We start from the raw sequence: 19,062 nt of genomic DNA, 5'->3' as shown, positions 1-19,062 counted from the left end.
CCGGCGGGCGGGGTACGGCGCTCAGCTTGGCCGTCGACACCGCGCCTCCTGTACTGCTGGGAGCATGACCGACTCCCGCTCCCTGCCCTACCCCCTCGGCGTGACGCCCCTGCCCGACGGCGGCGCCCACGTCGCCGTGTACTCCGAGACCGCCGACCACGTCTGGTTCTGCCTGTTCGACGACGAGGCCGACGGCGGCGCCGAGCACCGCTTCGAGCTGACGAACCGCACCGGCCACGTGTTCCACGCCGTGGTCGAGGAGGCGCGGGTCGGCTCGAGCTACGGCCTGCGGGTCGCGGGCCCCTGGGACCCGGCGGCCGGCCTCCGTCACAACGAGCACAAGCTGCTGCTCGACCCGTACGCGACCGCCCTCGACGGCACCTTCGACTGGGGCCAGGCCGTCTTCGGCCACGACATGGACGAGCCCGAGAAGCGTGACGACACGGACTCCGCCGCCGCCATGCCGCGCAACGTCGTCGCCGACCGCGACTTCGACTGGGGCGACGACCAGCGCCCGCTGACGGCGATGGAGGACACCGTCGTGTACGAGGTGCACGTCAAGGGCTTCACGCAGACGCACCCCGACGTGCCCGAGGACATCCGCGGCACTTACGCCGGCATGGGCCACCCCGCCGCGATCAAACACCTCACCGACCTGGGCGTCACCGCGGTCGAGCTGCTGCCGACGCACCAGTTCGTGCAGGACAGCCACCTCGAGGAGAAGGGCCTGCGCAACTACTGGGGCTACAACTCGATCGGCTTCTTCGCCCCGCACGACGAGTACGCCTCGAAGGCCGCCGGCACCCGCGGCGGCCAGGTCGCCGAGTTCAAGCAGATGGTGAAGGACCTCCACGCGGCCGGCCTCGAGGTGTGGATGGACGTCGTCTACAACCACACGGCCGAGGGCAACCACATGGGCCCGACCATCTCGTTCAAGGGCATCGACAACGCGGCCTACTACCGCCTGGTCGAAGGTGACGAGGGCAACTACTTCGACACCACCGGCACCGGCAACAGCCTGAACGTCAGCCACCCGGCGGCCCTCGCCCTCATCATGGACAGCCTTCGCTACTGGGTGACCGAGATGCACGTCGACGGGTTCCGCTTCGACCTCGCCACCACCCTGACCCGTCAGGGCGGCGAGGCCAGCGAGCACAGCGCGTTCCTCACCCTGATCCACCAGGACCCGGTGCTGCAGAGCGTCAAGATGATCGCCGAGCCCTGGGACACCGCGGGCTACCAGGTCGGTGGGTTCCCCGCCGACTGGTCCGAGTGGAACGGGAAGTTCCGCGACGACGTCCGCGAGTTCTGGAACGGCGAGCCCGGCGTGCTCTCGACCTTCTCCGACCGCGTGCTCGGCAGCCCCGACGTGTACGAGGCGGACCGTCGTTCGCCCCTCTCGAGCGTCAACTTCGTCACGGCCCACGACGGCTTCACCCTCGCCGACCTGACGAGCTACGCCGAGAAGCACAACGAGGAGAACGGCGAGGACAGCCAGGACGGCGAGAGCGACAACAAGTCGTTCAACGGCGGCGCCGAGGGCCCGACCGACGACCCGGCGGTCAACGAGTACCGCGACCGCCAGCGCCGCAACTTCCTCGGCACGCTGCTGCTCAGCGCCGGCGTGCCGATGATCCTCGGCGGTGACGAGATCGCCCGCAGCCAGGGCGGCAACAACAACGCCTACTGCCAGGACAGCGAGATCTCGTGGTTCGACTGGGAGCGCGCCGACCGCGACCTGCTCGCCTTCACGACCGAGCTGATCGCACTGCGCCGCGAGAACCCGGCCCTGCGCCCCGACTGGTTCCGCTACGCACCCGAGGTCGAGAGCGACGACCACGTCCAGGTGCGTCGCGCCGACGACCACTCGTTCTCGAGCGGTGACTGGCAGCAGGGCGAGAACAAGGCGATCACCTTCGTGCTGACGCACAAGGACGCCGACGCCTTCGCCTACCTCGTCAACGGCTCGACGAGCGTCGTCGAGTTCAACGTGCCCGACGCGCCCCACGGCGAGTGGGAGCTCGCCGCCTCGAGCGACCCCGGCCAGCAGGTCGAGGGCGCCGTGACGACGCTGCTCGTGCGCGACGCGAGCTTCACGCTGCTGCGGAGCCGCGCCTCCTAGGCGTCGACGACGTGCGCGCAGGAGGCGCGGTGCGGGTCCCGAGGACCGGCACCGCGCCTCCTGCGTCCGCCCCCGACGAGAACGACCGCCGCCCCGGGGGGACGACGGTCGTCAGGTGCGTCGGCGCGGGGCCGACCGGTGGTCAGGCGGTGGCGAGCTGCTGCGCCGCGGGGGCGAAGAAGTCCGCGTAGCGCGGGCCCGGCGTGATGTCGACGACGGTGCCGCAGACGACGGGCTCACGGTCGGCGTTCGACCGGTGGGACCGGCCGTCACGTCGACGCTTGGGGTAGACCTCGATGCGGGCGGCGGGCACCCGACGGTCGGCCACGTAGTGACCGGTCACGTCGACGGAGCGACGGACGTGAGCCACGAGCTGGTCGTGGCTGAGGCGGGCGAGGTCGGCGGCGTTCATGCCGAGGCCTCGGCCAGGAGGAGTGCGCTGATGTCGATCGGCTCGGTCGGAGCCAGGTCGTGCGCGAGGGGGTGGTGCCCGGAGGCGTGGACGATGTTCATTGTTCTCATCTCTGCGGCCCTGCGACCGCGTGAGGAACGGGGTGGTGCGGGTCGCGTCGCCGTGAATCGACGCGTTCCGAACTCTCGCAGGTCGCCGGGTGATCACCACCATCGTCCGGGACAGCGTTCGCAAGGTGGACATCTGTTCGAACGCCGGGAGGCGCGTCGACGGGTGCCGACCGGTCGCCGGTGGGCCGGTGGGCCGGTGGGCTGTGGGCCCGAGGGTCTGCGGGCTGTGGGCCGGCGGGCGTCTCGGCCGGCGTCAGGCGCGCCGGGCCCAGAGCGCCTCGACCAGCGACGTCGTCAGCTCGTGGTCGATCGCGAAGGCCCGGTCGTCGAGCGCCGACACGGGGGCGATCTGCCGGCCGCTCGAGACGAGCCACAGGGCGTCGGCCTCGCGGACGCGGTCGAGCGGCACGAGCTCGTAGGCGGTCTCGTGGCCCAGGGCGCCGAGGGCGTCGAAGACGGCCTCCTGCGTCGTGCCCTCGAGGATGCCCTGGTCGGTGCGCGGCGTGACGAAGCGGTCGCCGAAGCGGGCGACGAGCGAGGCCGACGGGCCCTCGAGGGCGTAGCCGTCGCTGCTGACGAAGAGCACGTCGTCGGCCCCGCGGCGGGCGGCCTCGCGCAGGACGCTCTTGTTGACGGCGTACGACAGGGTCTTCGCCCCCTGCAGCAGCCACGGCGAGGTCGTCGCGACGTCGTGACGGTAGCCACGGTCGAGGGCCACCACGCGGATGCCGTCGCGACGCTCGGCGGCGTGGTCCTCGAACGCCTCGGTCCGTGCCCAGGCGGTCGGCTCGCTGTCGGGCACGCCCTCGAGGCCGCGGGTGACGATCAGCTTCGTGAGGGCGAACGGCACGGGCGCGTGGGCGCCCGCCGAGGCCAGCACGGCCTCGCGGATGAGGTCGAGGTCGAGGGGCGGCAGGTCGAGCAGGGCCGCCGAGCGGGCCAGGCGGCGCAGGTGCGGCTCGAGCGCCTGCACCGCGCCGTCGACGACGCCGAACGCCTCGAAGACGCCGTCGCCACGCGTCACGCCCAGGTCGATGGCGGTGACGACGGGCTCGGCCGCGTCGGCGACGCGCCACCCGCGGCCCTCGCCGACGGCCCCGTTCCGGGCCCGCTCGATGACCACCAGCACGGGGGCAGGAGGCGCGGTTTCGGAGGTGGGCGAGGCGTCGGCAGCGAGGTCGGTCACGTCCTCGACCGTACCTCGGGTCGCGGTTTTCGCTTTGTGGACAGGCTGTGGAAAGTCGCTCGGCGGCGAGAGGTTAGACGCTCACGCGACCTCGTGGTGGGGAGCGACCCGCGGAGGCGGACGACGTCCCGAGCTGGTGCCCACGTGGCTAGGCGCTCTAGCTAATTTGGGGCCCTGACCAGGCATTTCCCCGTGCCCCCACCCCTTGCGCCCCCAGGCGGCGGAGGTACCGTGAGCGAGCCCGCCCATGGTGGGCGCGTGGTGCCCGGTGGGCTGAGAGCTTCTTCACGGGGCGGCTCACCCGGCACCACACCACACGCGCGGAAGGGCCGCACCGTCGAGACGGTGCGGCCCTTCGTGGTCGGTCTGCGGGCGGGGTCAGCCGCTCACGGGGTCAGCCGCTCGTGGGGTCAGCCGCGGGGCTTCGGCGGCCCGGGCTTGGGGTTCGTCGGGGTCGCGTCGTCGGCCGGGTCGGGTTCGCCGGGCTTGGGGTGCCCGGGGATCGAGTCGCCCGAGAGGTTCAGGTCGTCGGGGTCGACCTCGATGTCGCCACCGTCGTCCGGGCCGCCCTCACCGGGCAGGGCCTGGACGGCGTCGAGGTCGGTGTCGGAATCGACGGCGGGGGAGTCCGCGGTGGCCGACCGCTGCATCTCGGCGGTGGTCTCCTCGCTGCGCGGGAAGTCCGCCGTCGGGTCGTCGCTGTCGCGACGGTCCGGCGCGGTGTCGGCCGTGCCCGCGTACCCGACCCCGTCGGTGGTCGCGGAGGTGTCGCTCGGAGTGGAACCGGTCGTGGTGTCGTGCTCGTCATCGTGCATGCGCGCACGGTACGCCGCCGGGGTGCGTGCCGCATGTGCGCCGGGGCAGACTGGCGGCATGACGACACTGACCTGCCGCGCGATCGCGTTCGACATGGACGGCACGCTCGTCGACTCCACCGCCGTGGTGGAGCGCATCTGGACCGACTTCGCGGCCGAGCACGACCTCGACGTGGTCGAGCTGCTCGCGTTCGCCCACGGACGGCAGACCCACGACACCGTGCGGCGGTTCCTGCCCCGGTTGCCGGAGGGTGAGGCGCGGGCGCTGACCGACGGACTGCAGGCCGTCGAGGCCGACGGTCGCGGTGGCACCGTCGAGATGCCCGGGGCCGGTGCCTTCGTGGCGGGCCTGCCGAGCGACCGGGTGGCGCTCGTGACGAGTGCGAACCTCGACCTGGCCCGGTCGCGCATGGCCGAGGCGGGGGTGCCCTGGCCGGCGGTCGTCCTGGCGTCCGAGCACGTCCCGGTCGGCAAGCCCGCGCCGGACGGCTACCTGCTGGCTGCCGAGCTGCTGGGCGTCGACCCCGGCGACGTCGTCGTCTTCGAGGACGCCGCGGCGGGGCTCGAGGCCGCCCGCGCCTCCGGAGCCTCGGTCGTCGTCGTAGGCGACCACGACGGGCCCGCCGCCGACGGGTTGCCCCGCGTCACGGGGTACGGCGAGGTGACGGTGCGGGTGCTCGACGACGGCGTGATCGAGCTGGGCCTGCCGTAGCGGGTGCGCGGGGCCGGCGGGGCTGGCGGGGTCGGCGGGGCTGGCGGCGGCCTCAGCCGTGCAGCGGGTGCGACCCCTCGTGGTTCGTCCGCTGCGCCAGGGCGTGGGCGAACTCGCGCAGGGTCTCGTCCGAGGTGTGGCGGGGCGTCCAGCCGAGCACGGTGCGCGCCCTCTCGGTCGACATGACCGGGATCTTCGCGGCGATGTCGAGCCAGCCCGGCTCGGTGGGCTGCAGGCGGGCCAGCCAGGTCAGCTGCACGATCGCGCGCAGCAGTCGGTACGGCACGGGCAGCAGGCGCGAGCCGAAGGCCTTCGCGATGAGGTCGGGGTCGACGACGGGCTCGGCCGCGAGGTTGAAGGCGCCGCCGGCGCGACGGTCGATCGCCCGCCAGAACGCGTCGGCGACGTCGCTCGCGTGCACGACCTGCGAGACGAAACGCGGGGCCAGCGGCACGAACGGCGGTCGCACGCGCTGCATCCAGCGGGTGGGCACCCAGCGGCCGACGAACAGCCCGACGATCTCGCTCGCGGCGGCGGCCTGGAACACCAGCCCCGGACGCATGCGGGTCAGGGTGACCTCGGGGTGCTGCTCGGCGAACGCGTCCATGACGCGCTCGTTGATCGCCTTGTGCTTCGAGTAGCTCGACCGGCGGACGCCCTTCGTCTTGTAGCCCTCGTCGACCCGGCGCCCCTTGGGCCCGCGCGAGTAGGCGCCCACCGACGAGGCGACGAGCACGTGCGGCACGCCCGCCCGGGCGGCGGCGTCGAGCACGTGCGACGTGCCGATCACGTTCGTGCGGTACATGACGGCCTTGCGGTGGCTCGGCTGCAGGGCCCAGCCGAGGTGCACGACGGCGTCGGCCCCGGCGAAGGCCCGCTCGAGCGCGAGAGGGGAGTCGTCGGCCCCAACGTCGATCGAGAACCACGTGACCTCGCCGTAGGGCGGCGTCGCCATGCGCGGACCCCGTCGGGCGACCCCGACGAGCGAGGTCACCTCGGGTTCGGCCTGGAGACGGGTCAGCAGGGCGGTGCCCAGGTTGCCCGTGGCTCCGACGACGACCACGCGCATGGGGTCTCACTTTCACGACTCGACGAACGGCCTCGCGCCGACCCCGGGTGGGCGGCAGACCTGGGCCGAGCCTACGCGCGGCCCCTGGGGGCGGGGCCGGACGGGGCGGCGGGGCGGGACGGGGCGGCGGGGCCGGACGGGCGGTGGGGAGGCGAGCGTCAGCCGGCGGGCGGGACTCCGGCCTCGGCGGCGATGCGCGAGACGGCGGCCTCGTCGAGCACGAAGACCTCGTCGCCGTCGCGCGGCTCGTGCGCGCGCACCACGGTCGAGCGCACCGCTCCCTCGGCCGACAGCTCGACCACCACCAAGCCCGAGCCGCGCACGGCCCGCTCGGTGCCGACGGAGGCCAGCACGTCCGTGTCGTTCGCCACCCCGGGCGCGACCACCACGGGAACGCCCGCGAGGTGGCCGACGACGTGGTGGTGGTAGTGCCCGGCGAGGACGACGCGGACGTCCGATCCCTCGAGGACCGCGGCCAGCGCCTCCGGGTCCTGCAGGGCGAGCGACTCGTGCAGGGTCGTCGGCGCGGCGATCGGCGGGTGGTGCAGCACGAGCACGGTGCCGCGTGCGGCCGGCGTGGCCAGCTCGTCGCGCAACCGGGCGAGCTGCTCGGGCCGCACCAGCCCGTACCCGGCCCCGGGCACCGAGGTGTCGAGCCCGATCACCCGCCAGCCGTCCACCTCGCGGACGAGGTCGAGCGGCCCCGCCGGGTCACCGCCGAGCACCTCGGCGAAGCCCGCGCGCACGTCGTGGTTGCCGGGCACGAGCACGACCTCGGCGCCGGCCGCACGGGCCCACGCGTCGGTGCGCTCGCGCAGGTGCCGGTAGGAGGCGCGGCTGCCGTCGTCCGACAGGTCACCCGACCCCACCAGCAGTCGCACCCCCTCGACCCGCGCGGCCTCCGCCAGCACGAGGTCGAGCGCCTCGACCGTGTCGACGACGCCCTGGTGCAGGGCCCCGTCCGCGAGCAGGTGCGAGTCGCTGAGGTGGACGATGCGGAGGGCTCCGGGTGGCAGGGCGTGCATGCCGCGACGCTACCGGGTGCGGGGCGGGGGCGGGTTGTCGTGCGGGGGCGACGGGGTGCGAGGGTGCTCGGCCGGGTCGGCGGGGTCGGCGGGGTCGGCGGGGTCGGCCGGGTCGGCGGGGTCGGCGGGGGCGGCGGGGTCGGCGGGGTCGGCGGGGTCGGCGGGGTCGCACCACCGTCGCGTCGTCGAACCACGCTCCGGGGTGGTTCGACGACGCGGACGTGGTGCGGCCTCGCGTGCGTGAGCCGCGCGATAGGTCGGTCGGCGGCGGGGCGCGGGGCCTCAGCCGCGGAACTGGTCGGCGGGGGCCAGGCGGCCGTGCACGCGGCGGCCGAGCTCGGCGAACATGCCGGTGACGGTCGCCCAGTCCTCGTGGCTCGGCGAGGTCGGCTCGACGAACAGGCCGTAGAACCGTCGACCCGTGTTGAGGGTCTCGACGAGGACGGTCTCGGAGCGGTCGAAGAACTGCGTCCCGTCCTGTTTCAGGGCCGCGGCGCGGACCGGTTCGCCGGTGAGGTTGCAGAACCCCGCCGACGCGAGGGCGCGAGCGGTCTTGCGGCGGGACAGTCGGGGCAGCACGCGGCCGGTCTTCCCCGGGTCCAGCACGGCCCGCACGTGGGCGAACACGAGCTCTTGCTCGTGGACGGGGTGCGAGGCGGTGGTCGGAGAGTTCGTCACCCCCTCACCGTGCCAGGTCGGGGAGGTCCGGGCGACGCCCAGTGCGGGGGCGGCCTGTTGGGGTGCGACCCGGATTGGGGAGCCGGGTCGGCGCGCCACGGGCCCGACCGCGGTGTAGCCCGCCCGGCCCGACCGGGAGCATGCCCGAGCCCTGACGGCCTCGGTCCGACCTCGACGTCGACGTCGACGTGGGTCTCGACGTCCCTGTCCGTCTCGCTGGCCCTGTCGGCGTCGCCACCCCTCTCGCCGGCCCCGTCGACGTCGCTGCCCCTCTCACCGTCGGCGTCGCTGCCCCTCTCCCCGTCGACGTGGCTGCCCCTCTCCCCGTCGGCGTGGCTGCCCCTCTCCCCGTCGGCGACGTGCGGGCAATTCCTGGCTGGTGCTGCGGCCGGGTGCCGGGATCGGCAGGGGACGGGTGCGGCCGCGACAGCAACCAGGAATTGCCGCCAGGGGGTCGGGGCGGAGGCGGGTCGAAGCCGAGGCGAGGAGGGGCGGGGCCGGCACCGGCGTCGCTGTCGGTGTTCGCACCGGGTGGCCTGTCGGCGTCGGTGCGGGCAATTCCTGGCTGCTGCTGCGGCCGGGTGCTGGGATCGGCGGGGGACGGGTGCGGCCGCGACAGCCGGAAGGCATTGCCGTCAGGGCGTCGGATTGGGAGGCGGGCCGGGGCCGACGTCGAGTCGGTGCCGGGGCGGAGGCGGGGTTGAGACCGAGGCCGGAGCCGAGCGGAGCGGAACGGAGCAGAGCGGAGCAGAGCGGAGCCGAGCCGAGCCGAGCCGAGCCGAGCAGAGCGGAGCAGAGCGGAGCGGAGCCGGGCTGGGCCGGCGCCGGTGTCGGTGTTCGCACCGGGTGCCATGTCGGTGGGGGTGCGGGCAATTCCTGGCTGGTGCTGCGGCCGGGTGCCGGGATCGGCGGGGGGTGGGTCGGGCCGCGACAGGGATGAGGAATTGCCGGCAGGGGGGTGGGGGAGGGAGCAGGGGTAGGGGGAGGGGCGCGTGCGGCGGGCGGAGCGGGGCGGCGCGGCGCGGTGGGCGCGGTGCCGCAGAATGGCCTGATGCTTCCCGCAGCTCCCGCCGACGGCCGCGACCTCGACGACTCGGCGCGTTGCCCCTGCCTCAGCGGCGAGACCTACGGGTCGTGCTGTGGGCCGGCGCACCACGGCACGGTGGCAGCCCCGACGGCGGAGCGGCTGATGCGCTCGCGGTACTCGGCCTTCGCGCTCGCCCGCGCCTCCTACCTGCTCGAGACCTGGCACCCGACGACCCGGCCCGCCACGCTCGAGGTCGATCCGGCGATGCGCTGGTTCCGGCTCGAGATCGTGCGGACGCGTGCCGGCGGGCCGTTCGACGACGACGGGACGGTCGAGTTCGAGGCACACTTCCGCGACGCCGAGGGGGCCGGGGTGCAGCACGAGGTCAGCCGGTTCGTCCGGGTCGACCGGCGGTGGCTCTACGTCGACGGCGCCGCGGGCTGAGACGCCTCGAGGCAGCGAGGCCGCGAGCCGAGACGCCGCGACGCCGAGACGCCGCGACGCCGAGACGCCGCGACGCCGAGACGCCGCGACGCCGAGACGCCCCGACGCCGAGACGCGGCGACACCGCGGGCTGAGACGCCGCCGCGCACGTCGACCCGCGCCTGCACGCGCTCGCAGGTGGCGGCCCGGGCCCAGGGACAGGGCCGGTCAGAGGACGGGGGCGTCGGGCGTCACGAAGAGGACGTCGGGTCCGTCGGGCCCGGCGCCCTCTCCGTGACGCCGCCGGGCCGCAGGGAGAGCTTCACGGGCAGGGACCCACGGTCCGGACGACACCGATGCAGAGCTCGCGCCCTCCATCCCGACGAACGCTAGGCCGCACGACATGGTGCGGTTCAGACGTGGACGCTCCTCACAGGCACGGGTGCAACCGCGTGTGATTCGGGGGACAGGGCCGGTGGCGTGCCCGGGGGCCAGGGCGTCCCGTCAGCCCTCGGGGCGAGCCGCGGCCCGGCGTCCCGCGGCGACGGCCTCGAGTGACCGGACGAGCCCGCCGACGGCCCGTTGGGCCCGCACGACGCCGACCGGCCCGCCGAGCACCGACGTGCTCGACGCGTGCACGACCCGGGCGACGAGGCGCCCGCGGTCGTCCACGTACCAGCGCACGCCGAGCGTCAACAGCTGCGACCGTCCGGCGAAGGCCCGCAGGGCGAGGGTCGAGACGAGCGTGCCCCGGACCGCCCGCGTGCTGCCGTCCGGATCGAGCGACAACGTGAATCCCTGGTCGACCAGCGTCCGCTCGACGAGCTGCCGCGATTCGTCGTGCGGACCCTCGAAGAAGACGTCGTACGAGCTCGCCACGGGTCGGTCGGCGCCGTCAGCGCAGCGGGGCGAGCATCTCGAGCTCGCGGGCCGTCGGGTCGAGGGCGTACGCGTTCGTGTGCCCGGTCGGCTCGTAGCCGCGACGGCGGTAGAAGGCGATGGCCCGTTCGTTCTGCTCGTGGACGTGCAGGCGCAGGGCGTCGCCCTCGGTCGCCGCCCAGGCCTCGACGCCGTCGAGCAACAGGTCGGTGACGCCGGCCGCCCGGCCACGATGTGACGGAGCCACGTACACGCCGACCAGCAGGGGCTGCCCGGCCGCCTGCAGGAAGCCGCCCATGGCGCCGACCCAATCGCCCGTCTCGTCGTCGATCGCGACGAGCGAGGTGCCGTGCTCGGCCTCGCCCCGGGCGCCGCGCATCCGCCACTCGGCCTCGTCGTGGCGACGCGCGACGGCGAGCGTCTCTCCGTACGCGATCGGCGTGTCCGCCAGCATCGCGAGGCGGAGGTCGCGGACGCGCTGCCAGTCGTCGGCGGTCGTGCGGCGGACGGTCACGGGTCGTGCGGGCATGCCGTCAGCCTGCCACACGGCCGGCACGAGTCGACGGCGGGAGGCGCGGGTCGGGTCGTCCCGTCTGGTCGCGCCCCGGGGCGCTCACGCCGGGGGCGCGGGTCGGGTCGTCCCGTCGGGTCGCGCCCCGGGGCCGTCACGCCCGGGGGGCGCGGGTCGGGTCGCCCCGTCGGTCGGGCCCCGGGGCCGTCACGCCGGGAGGCGCGGGATGCCCCTCAGTCGAGCCGCGCCACGGGGGCAGGCCCGAGCCGTTGCTCGGGGCGGGCCGGTGAGAGCAGCGTCGCGCGCCTCCCGCGCTCGTCCGGCTCGGTGTCGACGCCGAGCACCTGCAGGCGCTCGGGCGTGCGGGCCCGCAGCGCGGCCGTCCAGGCGCAGACGAGCGCGTCGAGCAGGTCCTCGCGGTGCTTGTAGGCGCGGTCGACGAGCGGCGACGGCTCGTCGAGCAGCGCGGCCGACACCGGGTGCGACGCCAGGCGCACCGGAACCTCGGCCCCGCTCAGCGCGCCCAGCCGGCGCAGCAGCTCGTCGCAGGCCGCCGCCCGGGCCTCGCGCCGCGCCTCCTTGGGCAGCGTCAGGTCGGGACGCTTGTACCGCGGACGCTTGTCGTCGTAGCCGAGCTCGACCATGCCGACGAGCGTCGTGTACGGGTAGCACTCGAAGTGCCCCACGGCGTCGGCGGGCAGGGGGACGACGCCGTCGTCGTAGACGCCGCCGGCGCGTTCGAGGCGCTCGCCGAGGGTGCGTCCGCCGAGCCAGGGCAAGGAGGCGCTGCTCGCGTTGGCCGAGACGTGCCACCGACCGTAGGCCCGCGCCACGAGCCGCTCGCTCGCCCGCATGCCCGTCGCGTTCGGCACGAGCACGGGCGCGTCCACGGCCATGACGGACCCGGGCGTCGACCAGCGCAGCACCCAGGCCTCGACCTCGTCGACCCCGCGGGCCCAGCCGGCGTCGAGCACCGTGCCCTCGGCGTCGATCACGGCCAGGCCGGTCTCGTTCGCCGGACGCCCGGGCGTCGAGTCGCGCCAGGCGAGGTCGACGCCGAGATAGCGCGGTGGGGGCGGCGCAGCCGTGGGCGGGGGCGGGGTCACCGGTCGACCGTACCCGCGTGAGCGGCCGGCCCGACCCTGTCCCGGCCCGACCCTCGGTTCCGGCGGCGAGCGATTTGCCTAGGCAGGGGTTGAGCGCCGGTCGCAGGGGTGGCTCGGGGGCGGTCGAGGCCGACCCCTGGTTCCGGCGGCGAGCGATTTGCCTAGGCAAGGGTTGAGCGCCGGTCGCGGGGGTGGCTTGGGGGCGGTCGAGGCCGACCCCTGGTTCCGGCGGCGAGCGATTTGCCTAGGCAGGGGTTGAGCGCCGGTCGCGGGGGTGGCTCGGGGGCGGTCGAGACCGACCCAGGGTTCCGGCGGCGAACGATGCGCCCAGGCAGGGGTCGGGCGCCGGTCGCGGGGGTGGGGTGACGGCGATACTGAGCGCATGCCCACCAGCACCAGCACCCGCACCCCGGCCGACCTGCGCCGCTGGCGCCGCTACCTCGCCGACGAGCGGGCCGAGGAGTCCACCTACCGCGACCTCGCCCGTCGTCGCGACGGCGAGGAGCGCGCCATCCTGCTCGCCCTGGCCGACGCCGAGGGGCGTCACGCCCAGCACTGGGTCGACCTGCTGGGCGACGACGTCGGGCGTCCGGTCCGCACCGACCTCCGCACCCGCGTGCTCGGCCTGCTCGCCCGGCGGTTCGGCTCGATCTTCGTGCTCGCGCTGGTGCAGAGCGCCGAGGCGCGCTCGCCCTACGCGACCGACGCCGACGCCACGGACGCGATGGCCGCGGACGAGCGCATCCACGGCGAGGTCGTGCGTGGGCTCGCCGAACGCGGACGCAACCGGTTGTCGGGGTCGTTCCGTGCGGCGGTGTTCGGGGCGAACGACGGTCTCGTCAGCAACCTCGCGCTCGTGCTGGGCATCAGCGCCTCGGGCGTCGCGAACCACGTCGTGCTGCTGACCGGGCTCTCGGGGTTGCTCGCCGGGGCGTTGTCGATGGGCGCGGGCGAGTACGTCTCGGTGCGGTCGCAGCGCGAACTGCTCGACGCCTCGACGCCTGACCCGACGGCACGGCAGGTGCTGCCCGACCTCGACGTCGACGCCAACGAGCTGGCGCTCGTGTACCGGGCGCGGGGCATGTCGCCGGACGAGGCCGAGGCCCACGCGCGGCAGGTGCTGGCGGGCGCGGGGCGAGGGGCGTCGTCGCCGAGCGCGCCTCCTGCGGGCGCCGCGCCGGGCGCCGCCACGGCCGGCTGGGCCGACGCCCCCGACCAGGAGGCGCGCTCGGCCGACGAACCCGCCACCCACGAGACCCTCGGCACGGCGTTCGGGGCTGCCGCCTCGAGCTTCTGCTTCTTCGCGTCCGGGGCCGTGATCGCGGTGCTGCCCTACCTGTTCGGGTTGTCGGGGATCACGGCCGTCGTCGTGGCCGCCGCCCTCGTCGGCGTCGCGCTGCTCGGCACGGGCGCCGTCGTGGGGTTGCTGTCGGGCGCGAGTCCGCTCAAGCGTGCGCTGCGTCAGCTCGGCATCGGGTTCGGCGCGGCCGCCGTGACGTACCTGCTCGGGTTGCTGTTCGGCACGGGCGCCGCCGGCTGAGCCGACGGACTCGCGGGCTGAGCCGACGGGTGCCGCGGGCCGAGCCGACGGGTGCCGCGGGCCGAGCCGACGGCCTCGCGGGCCGAGCCGACGGGTGCCGCGCACCGTGCCGACGGCGTCGAGCCGTCAGGCCGTCAGGCAGCGCGCGCCGAGCCGACGGCGACGGGCCGTCAGGCCTTGCGGTCGAGCTTCCAGGCGATCCAGCAGGTGACGAGCACGACCCCGGCGGCGGCCAGGCGCGCGCCCATCAGGACGCCGTGCCCGGTCGAGGTCGTGAGGCTCATGTCGGCGCCGATGCCGATGCTCCAGATGGCGCCCGAGAGCGTGAGGCACACGACGAGGGCGAGGCCGAGCACGACAGAGGTGGCCCCGTGCGAGCGAGGGCCGACATCGTCGCGGCCGCGGGGGTCGCGCGAGAGGCGGGCGGCGGCGATGCGGACGACGCCGAGCCAGAGCAGGGCGACCGCACAGGCCCCGACGACGTCGCTGCACCGGTGCCAGCCGAAGGCCACGGTCTGCTCGGCGACGACGGCCGCGAACGCCGCACCGATCATGAAGAACAAGGGCCGGACGTGCCGACCGAACGTGGTCATGATGGCCAGCACGGCGGCGACGGCCACCGTGACGTGACCGCTGGGGAAGCTGTTGCCGTAGATCTCGCCGGTCAGCTCGGGGCGCGGGGCGAGCTGTTTGAGCACCTGCGTGGTGACGGTCGCGCCGACGATGAGCACGCCGGCCTGCAGGGCCGACCCCGGTCGGCGACGGAGGAACGCGACGACCATCGTCACGCCGACCACGAGCAGCACGGCCGGGGGAGAGATCGCGTCGAGGGCCGCGCCCGACTGCAGCAGCGTGGTGCCGTCGACCGAGCGCAGGATGCTGTCCTCGATGGACTGCCCGGCCTCGGTGAGGACCGCGATCGTGTACACGCCCGCCAGCACGACGAGCGACGCCGACGAGGCGACGACCCAACGGCCCGTGACCCGTCGACGGACGGCCGGGGTCGTCGAGAGGGTGGGCTGAGCGGTCACCGGACGAGCTAACTACACGCCGCCTGGAAACCGGCTCGGTCCGACCTGCCGATGCGCCGGGGCCGCCGTGACTCACAGCGGGGGTGCAGGGTGTGGGCCGACTCCCGTCGGGCGGCGCTCCATCTGACGCCACGGCCCGCCGGCCAGCGGGGTCAGCGTCACCAGGGTGTACACCGCGGCGACGATGCCGAAGGCGACCGTCAGCCCGATCGTGTCGGCTGCCACGCCGCCCAGCAGGGCACCGGCCGGGATGCCGGCCCAGGCACCCGCGTTGAGCAGGCCGAACACGCGCCCCCTGAGGTGCGCCGGCACGCGCTCGAGCTCGACGGCTCCGAGGATCGGGTTGAGCGCGCCCGCGGCCAGGCCCGAGAGGGCGGTCGCGGCGACCAGCCACGGGAGCGGCGCCGCGAGGGCGAACGCCAGGCTCGAGGGGCCACCGGCCAGGGCGAAGCACGCCACGAAGGTGACGCGCCGCGGCACCCGGTGGGCGACGAAGCCGAAGGCGACGTTGCCGGCGAGGGCGCACCCGCCCATGGTGGCGACCAGCAGTCCCAACGCGGCCGCGCCTCCCAGTCGGTCGTTCGCGTAGAGGGGCAGCAGGGTCGACCCGCGAGCCGCGTCGAGCAGGTTGGTGACCAGCACGAGGGCGACGAGCAGCCGCATCAGCGGGTCGCGCACGACGAAGCGGGCGCCCTCGGCAAGGTCGGCCCGGTAGGAGGCGCGGGCCGGCTCGGTCACCGGGTCGTCGGTCGTGCGATCGGCGGCGACGGCGTCCGGTGATCCGGCCCGTGCCGGATCGGGCGCCGGGACGAGCGCCCGGGTCAGCGCGGCCGAGATCGCGAAGGTGGCGGCGTTGACGAACAGGGACGCCATCGGACCGACGGCGGCGACGAGCAGCCCCGCGAGCGAGGCTCCGATCAACTTCGCGAAGCGCTCCGACCCGTCGAGCAGCCCGACGCTCCGCTCGATGCGCACCCCGGCGCGCTCGGTGAGCCCGGGCAGCATGACCCGGCGGGCGGTCTGCCCCGGGGTGTCGAGCAGCCCGCCGACGAAGACGAGTGCCAGCAGCGCCCAGAACGGCAGCCCGACGGTGAGGGCGAGCACGGGCATCGAGAGGACGGAGGCGCCGCTCACCAGGTCGGCGACGATCGCGGCCCGGCGGTGCCCCACCCGGTCGACGACCACGCCGCCGAGCGGACCACCGACGATCACCGGAGCCGTCGCGAACGCCGCCGCGAGGCCGACCTCGGCCCCCGACCCGCCGAGGCCCAGGACGTAGAAGGGGACGGCGAAGGCGGTCACGACGTTGCCGGTCTGCGAGATCGCGTGGGCGGCGACGAGGGACGACAGGGCGACCCGGGCCGAGTGGGAGGTCCGGACGCCGCGAGCGGCCTCGGCGTCGGGGGCGTGGTCGTCCCCGTCGTGCGCGTCGGGCAGGCCGTCCGTCCCTCCGGGGTGGCGGCCGCGGCGACGACCGTCGTGAGGGGCGCTGTCGGCGACCCGCGCCTCCTCGGCTCGTCCGTTCTCGCTCACGACGGGCCTCAGGGGCGCCGGTAGGCCTGGTAGACGAGCACGACCGGTTCGGCGCCGTCGTCGACCGAGGGGTCGTGCGCGGCGCTCGCGTCGAGCCAGCGGTCGACGACGGACTCGAGCTCGCCGCGCAGCCCGGCGAGCTCGTCGACGGTCAACCGCAGGCTGCGGTCGCCGCTGGCCCCGGCCGCGACCCACTCGCGGGGCAGGGCCGGCGTGGCGTCGATGTACTCGACGAAGCGGGCGGCGTAGGCCTGGGCGATCGACTTCTGCAGGGCGGACGACGCGACGAGGCGGTCGGGGTCGTCGAGCAGGTCGGCCGGCTCCCAGCTCGTGAGCTGCGTCGTGGCCTGCCACCAGCGCTCGCGGCGGTCGGCGGTCGGTCGCTCGGCCGGGCCGATCAGGTCGATCGAGGCGAGCTTCGACAGGTGGTAGCTGATGGTGCCGGGGGCCTCGTCGACCGCGTCGCCCAGTTGGGCGGCGGTCTGCGGACCCCGCTCGCGCAGCAGGCCGAGGAGGCGCAACCGCGTCGGGTGCGCGAGCACCCGCATCGAGGCGGCGTCGGTGAGGGTGCTGCGGGAGGTCTCGCGCGGGGTCATGCCTTGACCCTAGATGAACAAGAAGCGTTGCGCAACGAGTCTTGTGCATCTGGCGGCGGGGCGAACCGTGAGTGTGGTGGGTGTCGCGGGCGGGGGAGGGGACGGCGGCGCATGCTCGGAGCACGGCAGCCGGACGGCCCGGCCCGCAGGAGGAACCCGATGACGAAGACCCCGGACGACCCGCACGGCCCCGACGAGACCGAGCTCGAACGCAGCGGCAACAGCAGTGGCGAGGGTCACGGCGACCACACCGTCGGCGAGCGGGACGACCGCCCCGTCGAGATCACCAGCGAGAACCACCCCGACGGTGGCACCGGCTCGCGCGGCCTCGACGACGGTCCGGCCGAGGACGCCGTCCCCACGCGCCGGCCCGGCCAGGCCGACGCCTCCGAGGTCGACGAGCTGATCGGCGACTACAAGGGCGACGGCGAAGGCAAGCACACCTACTGACGCGAGCCCAGGAGGCGCGGGTCGGCCTCGATTCGCGCCCCGCGCCTCCCTCGTGTAATGTTTCCTCTGGCCAATCGGCCAACGAAACGCGCCTGTAGCTCAACGGATAGAGCATCTGACTACGGATCAGAAGGTTGGGGGTTCGAGTCCCTCCAGGCGCACAGGACGAACGTCACGGCCCGGTCTCAGACCGGGCCGTTTCTTCTCGGACGAGGTTTCTTCTCGGCGGACTCGTGCTCGTGTGCCGTCCTCGGGACTCATCTGCAACCCCGCGGGGAGGCGTCCCCAGGTGGACCACGAGATGGACACGTCCACACACGCCGCTCGACACCCGTCGTGGTGATCGCACCTCTCGTCTGCCTCCATGCCCTGGTTCTGGCACACGCATGCGATGGCCGGACCCCGTGGGGCCCGGCCATCGCGCTCGCACTGCCTTCCCGGAACTACTTCAGGTGGATGGAGTTGGTGTCGGCCTCGTTCACGAGGGCCTGGCCTTCCTTCCTTCCGGTCTCGGGGAGGGTGAGGTACACGGCAAGGCTGATCGCGACGACGACGATCATGTAGACCGCGACGAGCATGGGTTGCCCGGCGCCCACGAAGGCTGCTGCGATGAGGGGTGCGGTTCCGCCGAAGACGGCGATGACGAGCTGGTGGGCGAAGCCGATGCCGGAGACGCGGACGGCGGCGGGGAAGAGCTCGGCCTGGATGGTCGGGTAGACGGCCTGCCAGATGCCCAGGACGACCCACCCGGACGCAGCCACCGCGGTGTACACCCAGAATCCCGGCTGCTGCATGAGCAACAGCAGGGGGTAGAACAGCACGACCATGCCGGTTGCGCCGATGATCGGGAAGATCTTCCGGCGTCCGAGCCGGTCGGAGACGTAACCGGTGAGGGGGACGACGATCACGAGCAGGACGAGCCCGATGACGCTGCCGGCCAGGGTCTGGGAGAGGTCGCGTCCGGTCGTGAGGTTGGCGAAGGTCGGCAGGAACGTGGCCCACGTGTAGTAAGCGACAGCAGGGGCCGACAGGGCGGCGGCCTGGAGGATCTGCTTGTGGTGGTTGCGGAGCAGGTCTTTGAGGCGGCTGCGGGCAGAGGCCTTCTCGTCACCGTTGACGGCTTCGTACTCGGGTGTCTCGTCGGAACGTGCCCGCATGACGAGGCCGATGATGCCGAAGATCCCGCCGATGATGAAGGGGATGCGCCAGCCGTACGCGGCGAGGTCGTCGGGGGTGAAGACTGACGTGACGATGGCGGCGGCACCGGTGGCGACGAGGGTGGCGAGGCCGCTGGCCATGTTGGTGAACGAGCCGAAGAGTCCTCTGCGGTTGGCCGGGGCGTGTTCGACCATGTACGCGATGGCGCTCTGCCCCTCGCTACCGGCCGAGATCCCCTGGATGACGCGGGCGACGACGAAGAGGATGGGGGCGGCGTAGCCGATGCTGTCGAACGACGGGGTGAGGCCGATGATCAGGGCTCCGACGGCCATGCCGGAGACGGCGTAGGTGAGGATGCGGCGGCGGCCGTACTTGTCTGCCAGGGGCGAGATGATGATGCCGCTGAGGGGCCGGACCAGGAAGCCGATGGCGTAGGTCAGGAACGCGGCGATGAGGGACGCGAAAGCTGATTCGCTCGGGAAGATCTGGCTGGAGAACACCGCGGCGAGGAGGCCGTAGATGTACCAGTCGTACCACTCGACGAAGTGGCCGACGGTTCCCGCGACGAGATTGGCCTTCCGCCTCTTGGACACCACCGGGCCGGTGTTCGATGCGGATGTGGGAGGAGTCGATCGTGAGGTCGTCATTGAGCTCTCCTGGGTCTGGGAGGTCGAGAAGG

18 protein-coding genes and 1 tRNA gene are annotated in these 19,062 nt (G+C 74.0%); 6 read left to right on the top strand and 13 right to left on the bottom strand.

The window, feature by feature from the left end; translation table 11 throughout:
* The first annotated feature begins 64 nt into the window (after nt 1-64).
* The gene (gene glgX, locus ABID81_RS11965) at nt 65-2,122 is read left to right on the top strand and encodes a glycogen debranching protein GlgX (RefSeq protein WP_354595014.1); all 2,058 of its coding nucleotides are present in this window, start codon (nt 65-67) and stop codon (nt 2,120-2,122) included.
* Between the two features lie 142 nt (nt 2,123-2,264).
* Here the strand turns inward: glgX and ABID81_RS11960 are convergent, their stop codons facing one another.
* The 3 genes from ABID81_RS11960 to ABID81_RS11950 all read right to left on the bottom strand — a co-directional run bounded on the left by ABID81_RS11960 (nt 2,265) and on the right by ABID81_RS11950 (nt 4,645).
* Nucleotides 2,265-2,534, bottom strand: a complete 270-nt coding sequence (locus ABID81_RS11960) for a hypothetical protein (protein WP_354595013.1) — start codon at nt 2,532-2,534, stop codon at nt 2,265-2,267.
* Nucleotides 2,535-2,897: 363 nt separating this feature from the next.
* Nucleotides 2,898-3,830 carry an aminodeoxychorismate lyase gene (locus tag ABID81_RS11955; RefSeq protein ID WP_354595012.1) on the bottom strand — a complete coding sequence of 311 codons (933 nt, stop codon included), beginning with the start codon at nt 3,828-3,830 and terminating at the stop codon, nt 2,898-2,900.
* Nucleotides 3,831-4,240: 410 nt separating this feature from the next.
* Entirely contained in the window at nt 4,241-4,645 is a 405-nt protein-coding gene (locus tag ABID81_RS11950; protein ID WP_354595011.1) for a hypothetical protein, read from the bottom strand.
* Between the two features lie 58 nt (nt 4,646-4,703).
* Here ABID81_RS11950 and ABID81_RS11945 point away from each other — a divergent pair, with 58 nt between their 5' ends.
* A complete protein-coding gene (locus ABID81_RS11945) occupies nt 4,704-5,357 on the top strand; it encodes an HAD-IA family hydrolase (protein WP_354595010.1) in 654 nt (217 codons plus the stop codon).
* A 52-nt stretch (nt 5,358-5,409) separates the two neighbouring features.
* Here ABID81_RS11945 and ABID81_RS11940 read toward each other — a convergent pair whose 3' ends face one another.
* The 3 genes from ABID81_RS11940 to ABID81_RS11930 form a co-directional block, all read right to left on the bottom strand.
* A complete protein-coding gene (locus ABID81_RS11940) occupies nt 5,410-6,426 on the bottom strand; it encodes an NAD-dependent epimerase/dehydratase family protein (RefSeq protein WP_354595009.1) in 1,017 nt (338 codons plus the stop codon).
* 158 nt (nt 6,427-6,584) lie between these two features.
* Nucleotides 6,585-7,451, bottom strand: a complete 867-nt coding sequence (locus tag ABID81_RS11935; protein WP_354595008.1) for a metallophosphoesterase family protein — start codon at nt 7,449-7,451, stop codon at nt 6,585-6,587.
* Nucleotides 7,452-7,733: 282 nt separating this feature from the next.
* Nucleotides 7,734-8,129, bottom strand: a complete 396-nt coding sequence (locus ABID81_RS11930; protein WP_354595007.1) for a hypothetical protein — start codon at nt 8,127-8,129, stop codon at nt 7,734-7,736.
* Nucleotides 8,130-9,180: 1,051 nt separating this feature from the next.
* On the opposite strand from ABID81_RS11930, the gene ABID81_RS11925 reads away from it, so the two are divergent.
* Nucleotides 9,181-9,600, top strand: coding sequence for a YchJ family protein (locus ABID81_RS11925; protein ID WP_354595006.1), 420 nt, complete (start codon nt 9,181-9,183; stop codon nt 9,598-9,600).
* A 483-nt stretch (nt 9,601-10,083) separates the two neighbouring features.
* Here ABID81_RS11925 and ABID81_RS11920 read toward each other — a convergent pair whose 3' ends face one another.
* The 3 genes from ABID81_RS11920 to ABID81_RS11910 form a co-directional block, all read right to left on the bottom strand.
* Nucleotides 10,084-10,458, bottom strand: coding sequence for a hypothetical protein (locus tag ABID81_RS11920; protein ID WP_354595005.1), 375 nt, complete (start codon nt 10,456-10,458; stop codon nt 10,084-10,086).
* A gap of 16 nt (nt 10,459-10,474) precedes the next feature.
* Nucleotides 10,475-10,987 carry a GNAT family N-acetyltransferase gene (locus ABID81_RS11915; protein WP_354595004.1) on the bottom strand — a complete coding sequence of 171 codons (513 nt, stop codon included), beginning with the start codon at nt 10,985-10,987 and terminating at the stop codon, nt 10,475-10,477.
* Nucleotides 10,988-11,202: 215 nt separating this feature from the next.
* Nucleotides 11,203-12,075 carry a DUF429 domain-containing protein gene (locus ABID81_RS11910; RefSeq protein WP_354595003.1) on the bottom strand — a complete coding sequence of 291 codons (873 nt, stop codon included), beginning with the start codon at nt 12,073-12,075 and terminating at the stop codon, nt 11,203-11,205.
* Nucleotides 12,076-12,457: 382 nt separating this feature from the next.
* Here ABID81_RS11910 and ABID81_RS11905 point away from each other — a divergent pair, with 382 nt between their 5' ends.
* A complete protein-coding gene (locus ABID81_RS11905) occupies nt 12,458-13,615 on the top strand; it encodes a VIT1/CCC1 transporter family protein (protein ID WP_354595002.1) in 1,158 nt (385 codons plus the stop codon).
* 170 nt (nt 13,616-13,785) lie between these two features.
* Here the strand turns inward: ABID81_RS11905 and ABID81_RS11900 are convergent, their stop codons facing one another.
* The 3 genes from ABID81_RS11900 to ABID81_RS11890 all read right to left on the bottom strand — a co-directional run bounded on the left by ABID81_RS11900 (nt 13,786) and on the right by ABID81_RS11890 (nt 16,775).
* Nucleotides 13,786-14,646 (bottom strand): phosphatase PAP2 family protein, encoded by an 861-nt coding sequence (locus ABID81_RS11900; RefSeq protein ID WP_354595001.1) that lies wholly within the window; start codon nt 14,644-14,646, stop codon nt 13,786-13,788.
* A gap of 72 nt (nt 14,647-14,718) precedes the next feature.
* Nucleotides 14,719-16,179 carry an MFS transporter gene (locus tag ABID81_RS11895; RefSeq protein WP_354595000.1) on the bottom strand — a complete coding sequence of 487 codons (1,461 nt, stop codon included), beginning with the start codon at nt 16,177-16,179 and terminating at the stop codon, nt 14,719-14,721.
* A gap of 8 nt (nt 16,180-16,187) precedes the next feature.
* Nucleotides 16,188-16,775, bottom strand: a complete 588-nt coding sequence (locus ABID81_RS11890; protein ID WP_354594999.1) for a helix-turn-helix domain-containing protein — start codon at nt 16,773-16,775, stop codon at nt 16,188-16,190.
* A 159-nt stretch (nt 16,776-16,934) separates the two neighbouring features.
* Here ABID81_RS11890 and ABID81_RS11885 point away from each other — a divergent pair, with 159 nt between their 5' ends.
* Together ABID81_RS11885 and ABID81_RS11880 are read left to right on the top strand one after the other, a co-directional pair.
* The gene (locus ABID81_RS11885; RefSeq protein WP_354594998.1) at nt 16,935-17,225 is read left to right on the top strand and encodes a hypothetical protein; all 291 of its coding nucleotides are present in this window, start codon (nt 16,935-16,937) and stop codon (nt 17,223-17,225) included.
* Nucleotides 17,226-17,313: 88 nt separating this feature from the next.
* Nucleotides 17,314-17,386: transfer RNA gene (locus ABID81_RS11880), tRNA-Arg, on the top strand.
* Nucleotides 17,387-17,668: 282 nt separating this feature from the next.
* Here ABID81_RS11880 and ABID81_RS11875 read toward each other — a convergent pair.
* The gene (locus ABID81_RS11875; RefSeq protein WP_354594997.1) at nt 17,669-19,030 is read right to left on the bottom strand and encodes an MFS transporter; all 1,362 of its coding nucleotides are present in this window, start codon (nt 19,028-19,030) and stop codon (nt 17,669-17,671) included.
* Nucleotides 19,031-19,062: the final 32 nt, after the last annotated feature.

It is taken from the genome of Frigoribacterium sp. PvP054, assembly GCF_040547465.1.
Taxonomy (GTDB): domain Bacteria; phylum Actinomycetota; class Actinomycetes; order Actinomycetales; family Microbacteriaceae; genus Frigoribacterium.
The sequence above is the reverse complement of the archived record's forward strand: the minus strand, read 5'-3'. Positions and strand labels throughout refer to the sequence as shown.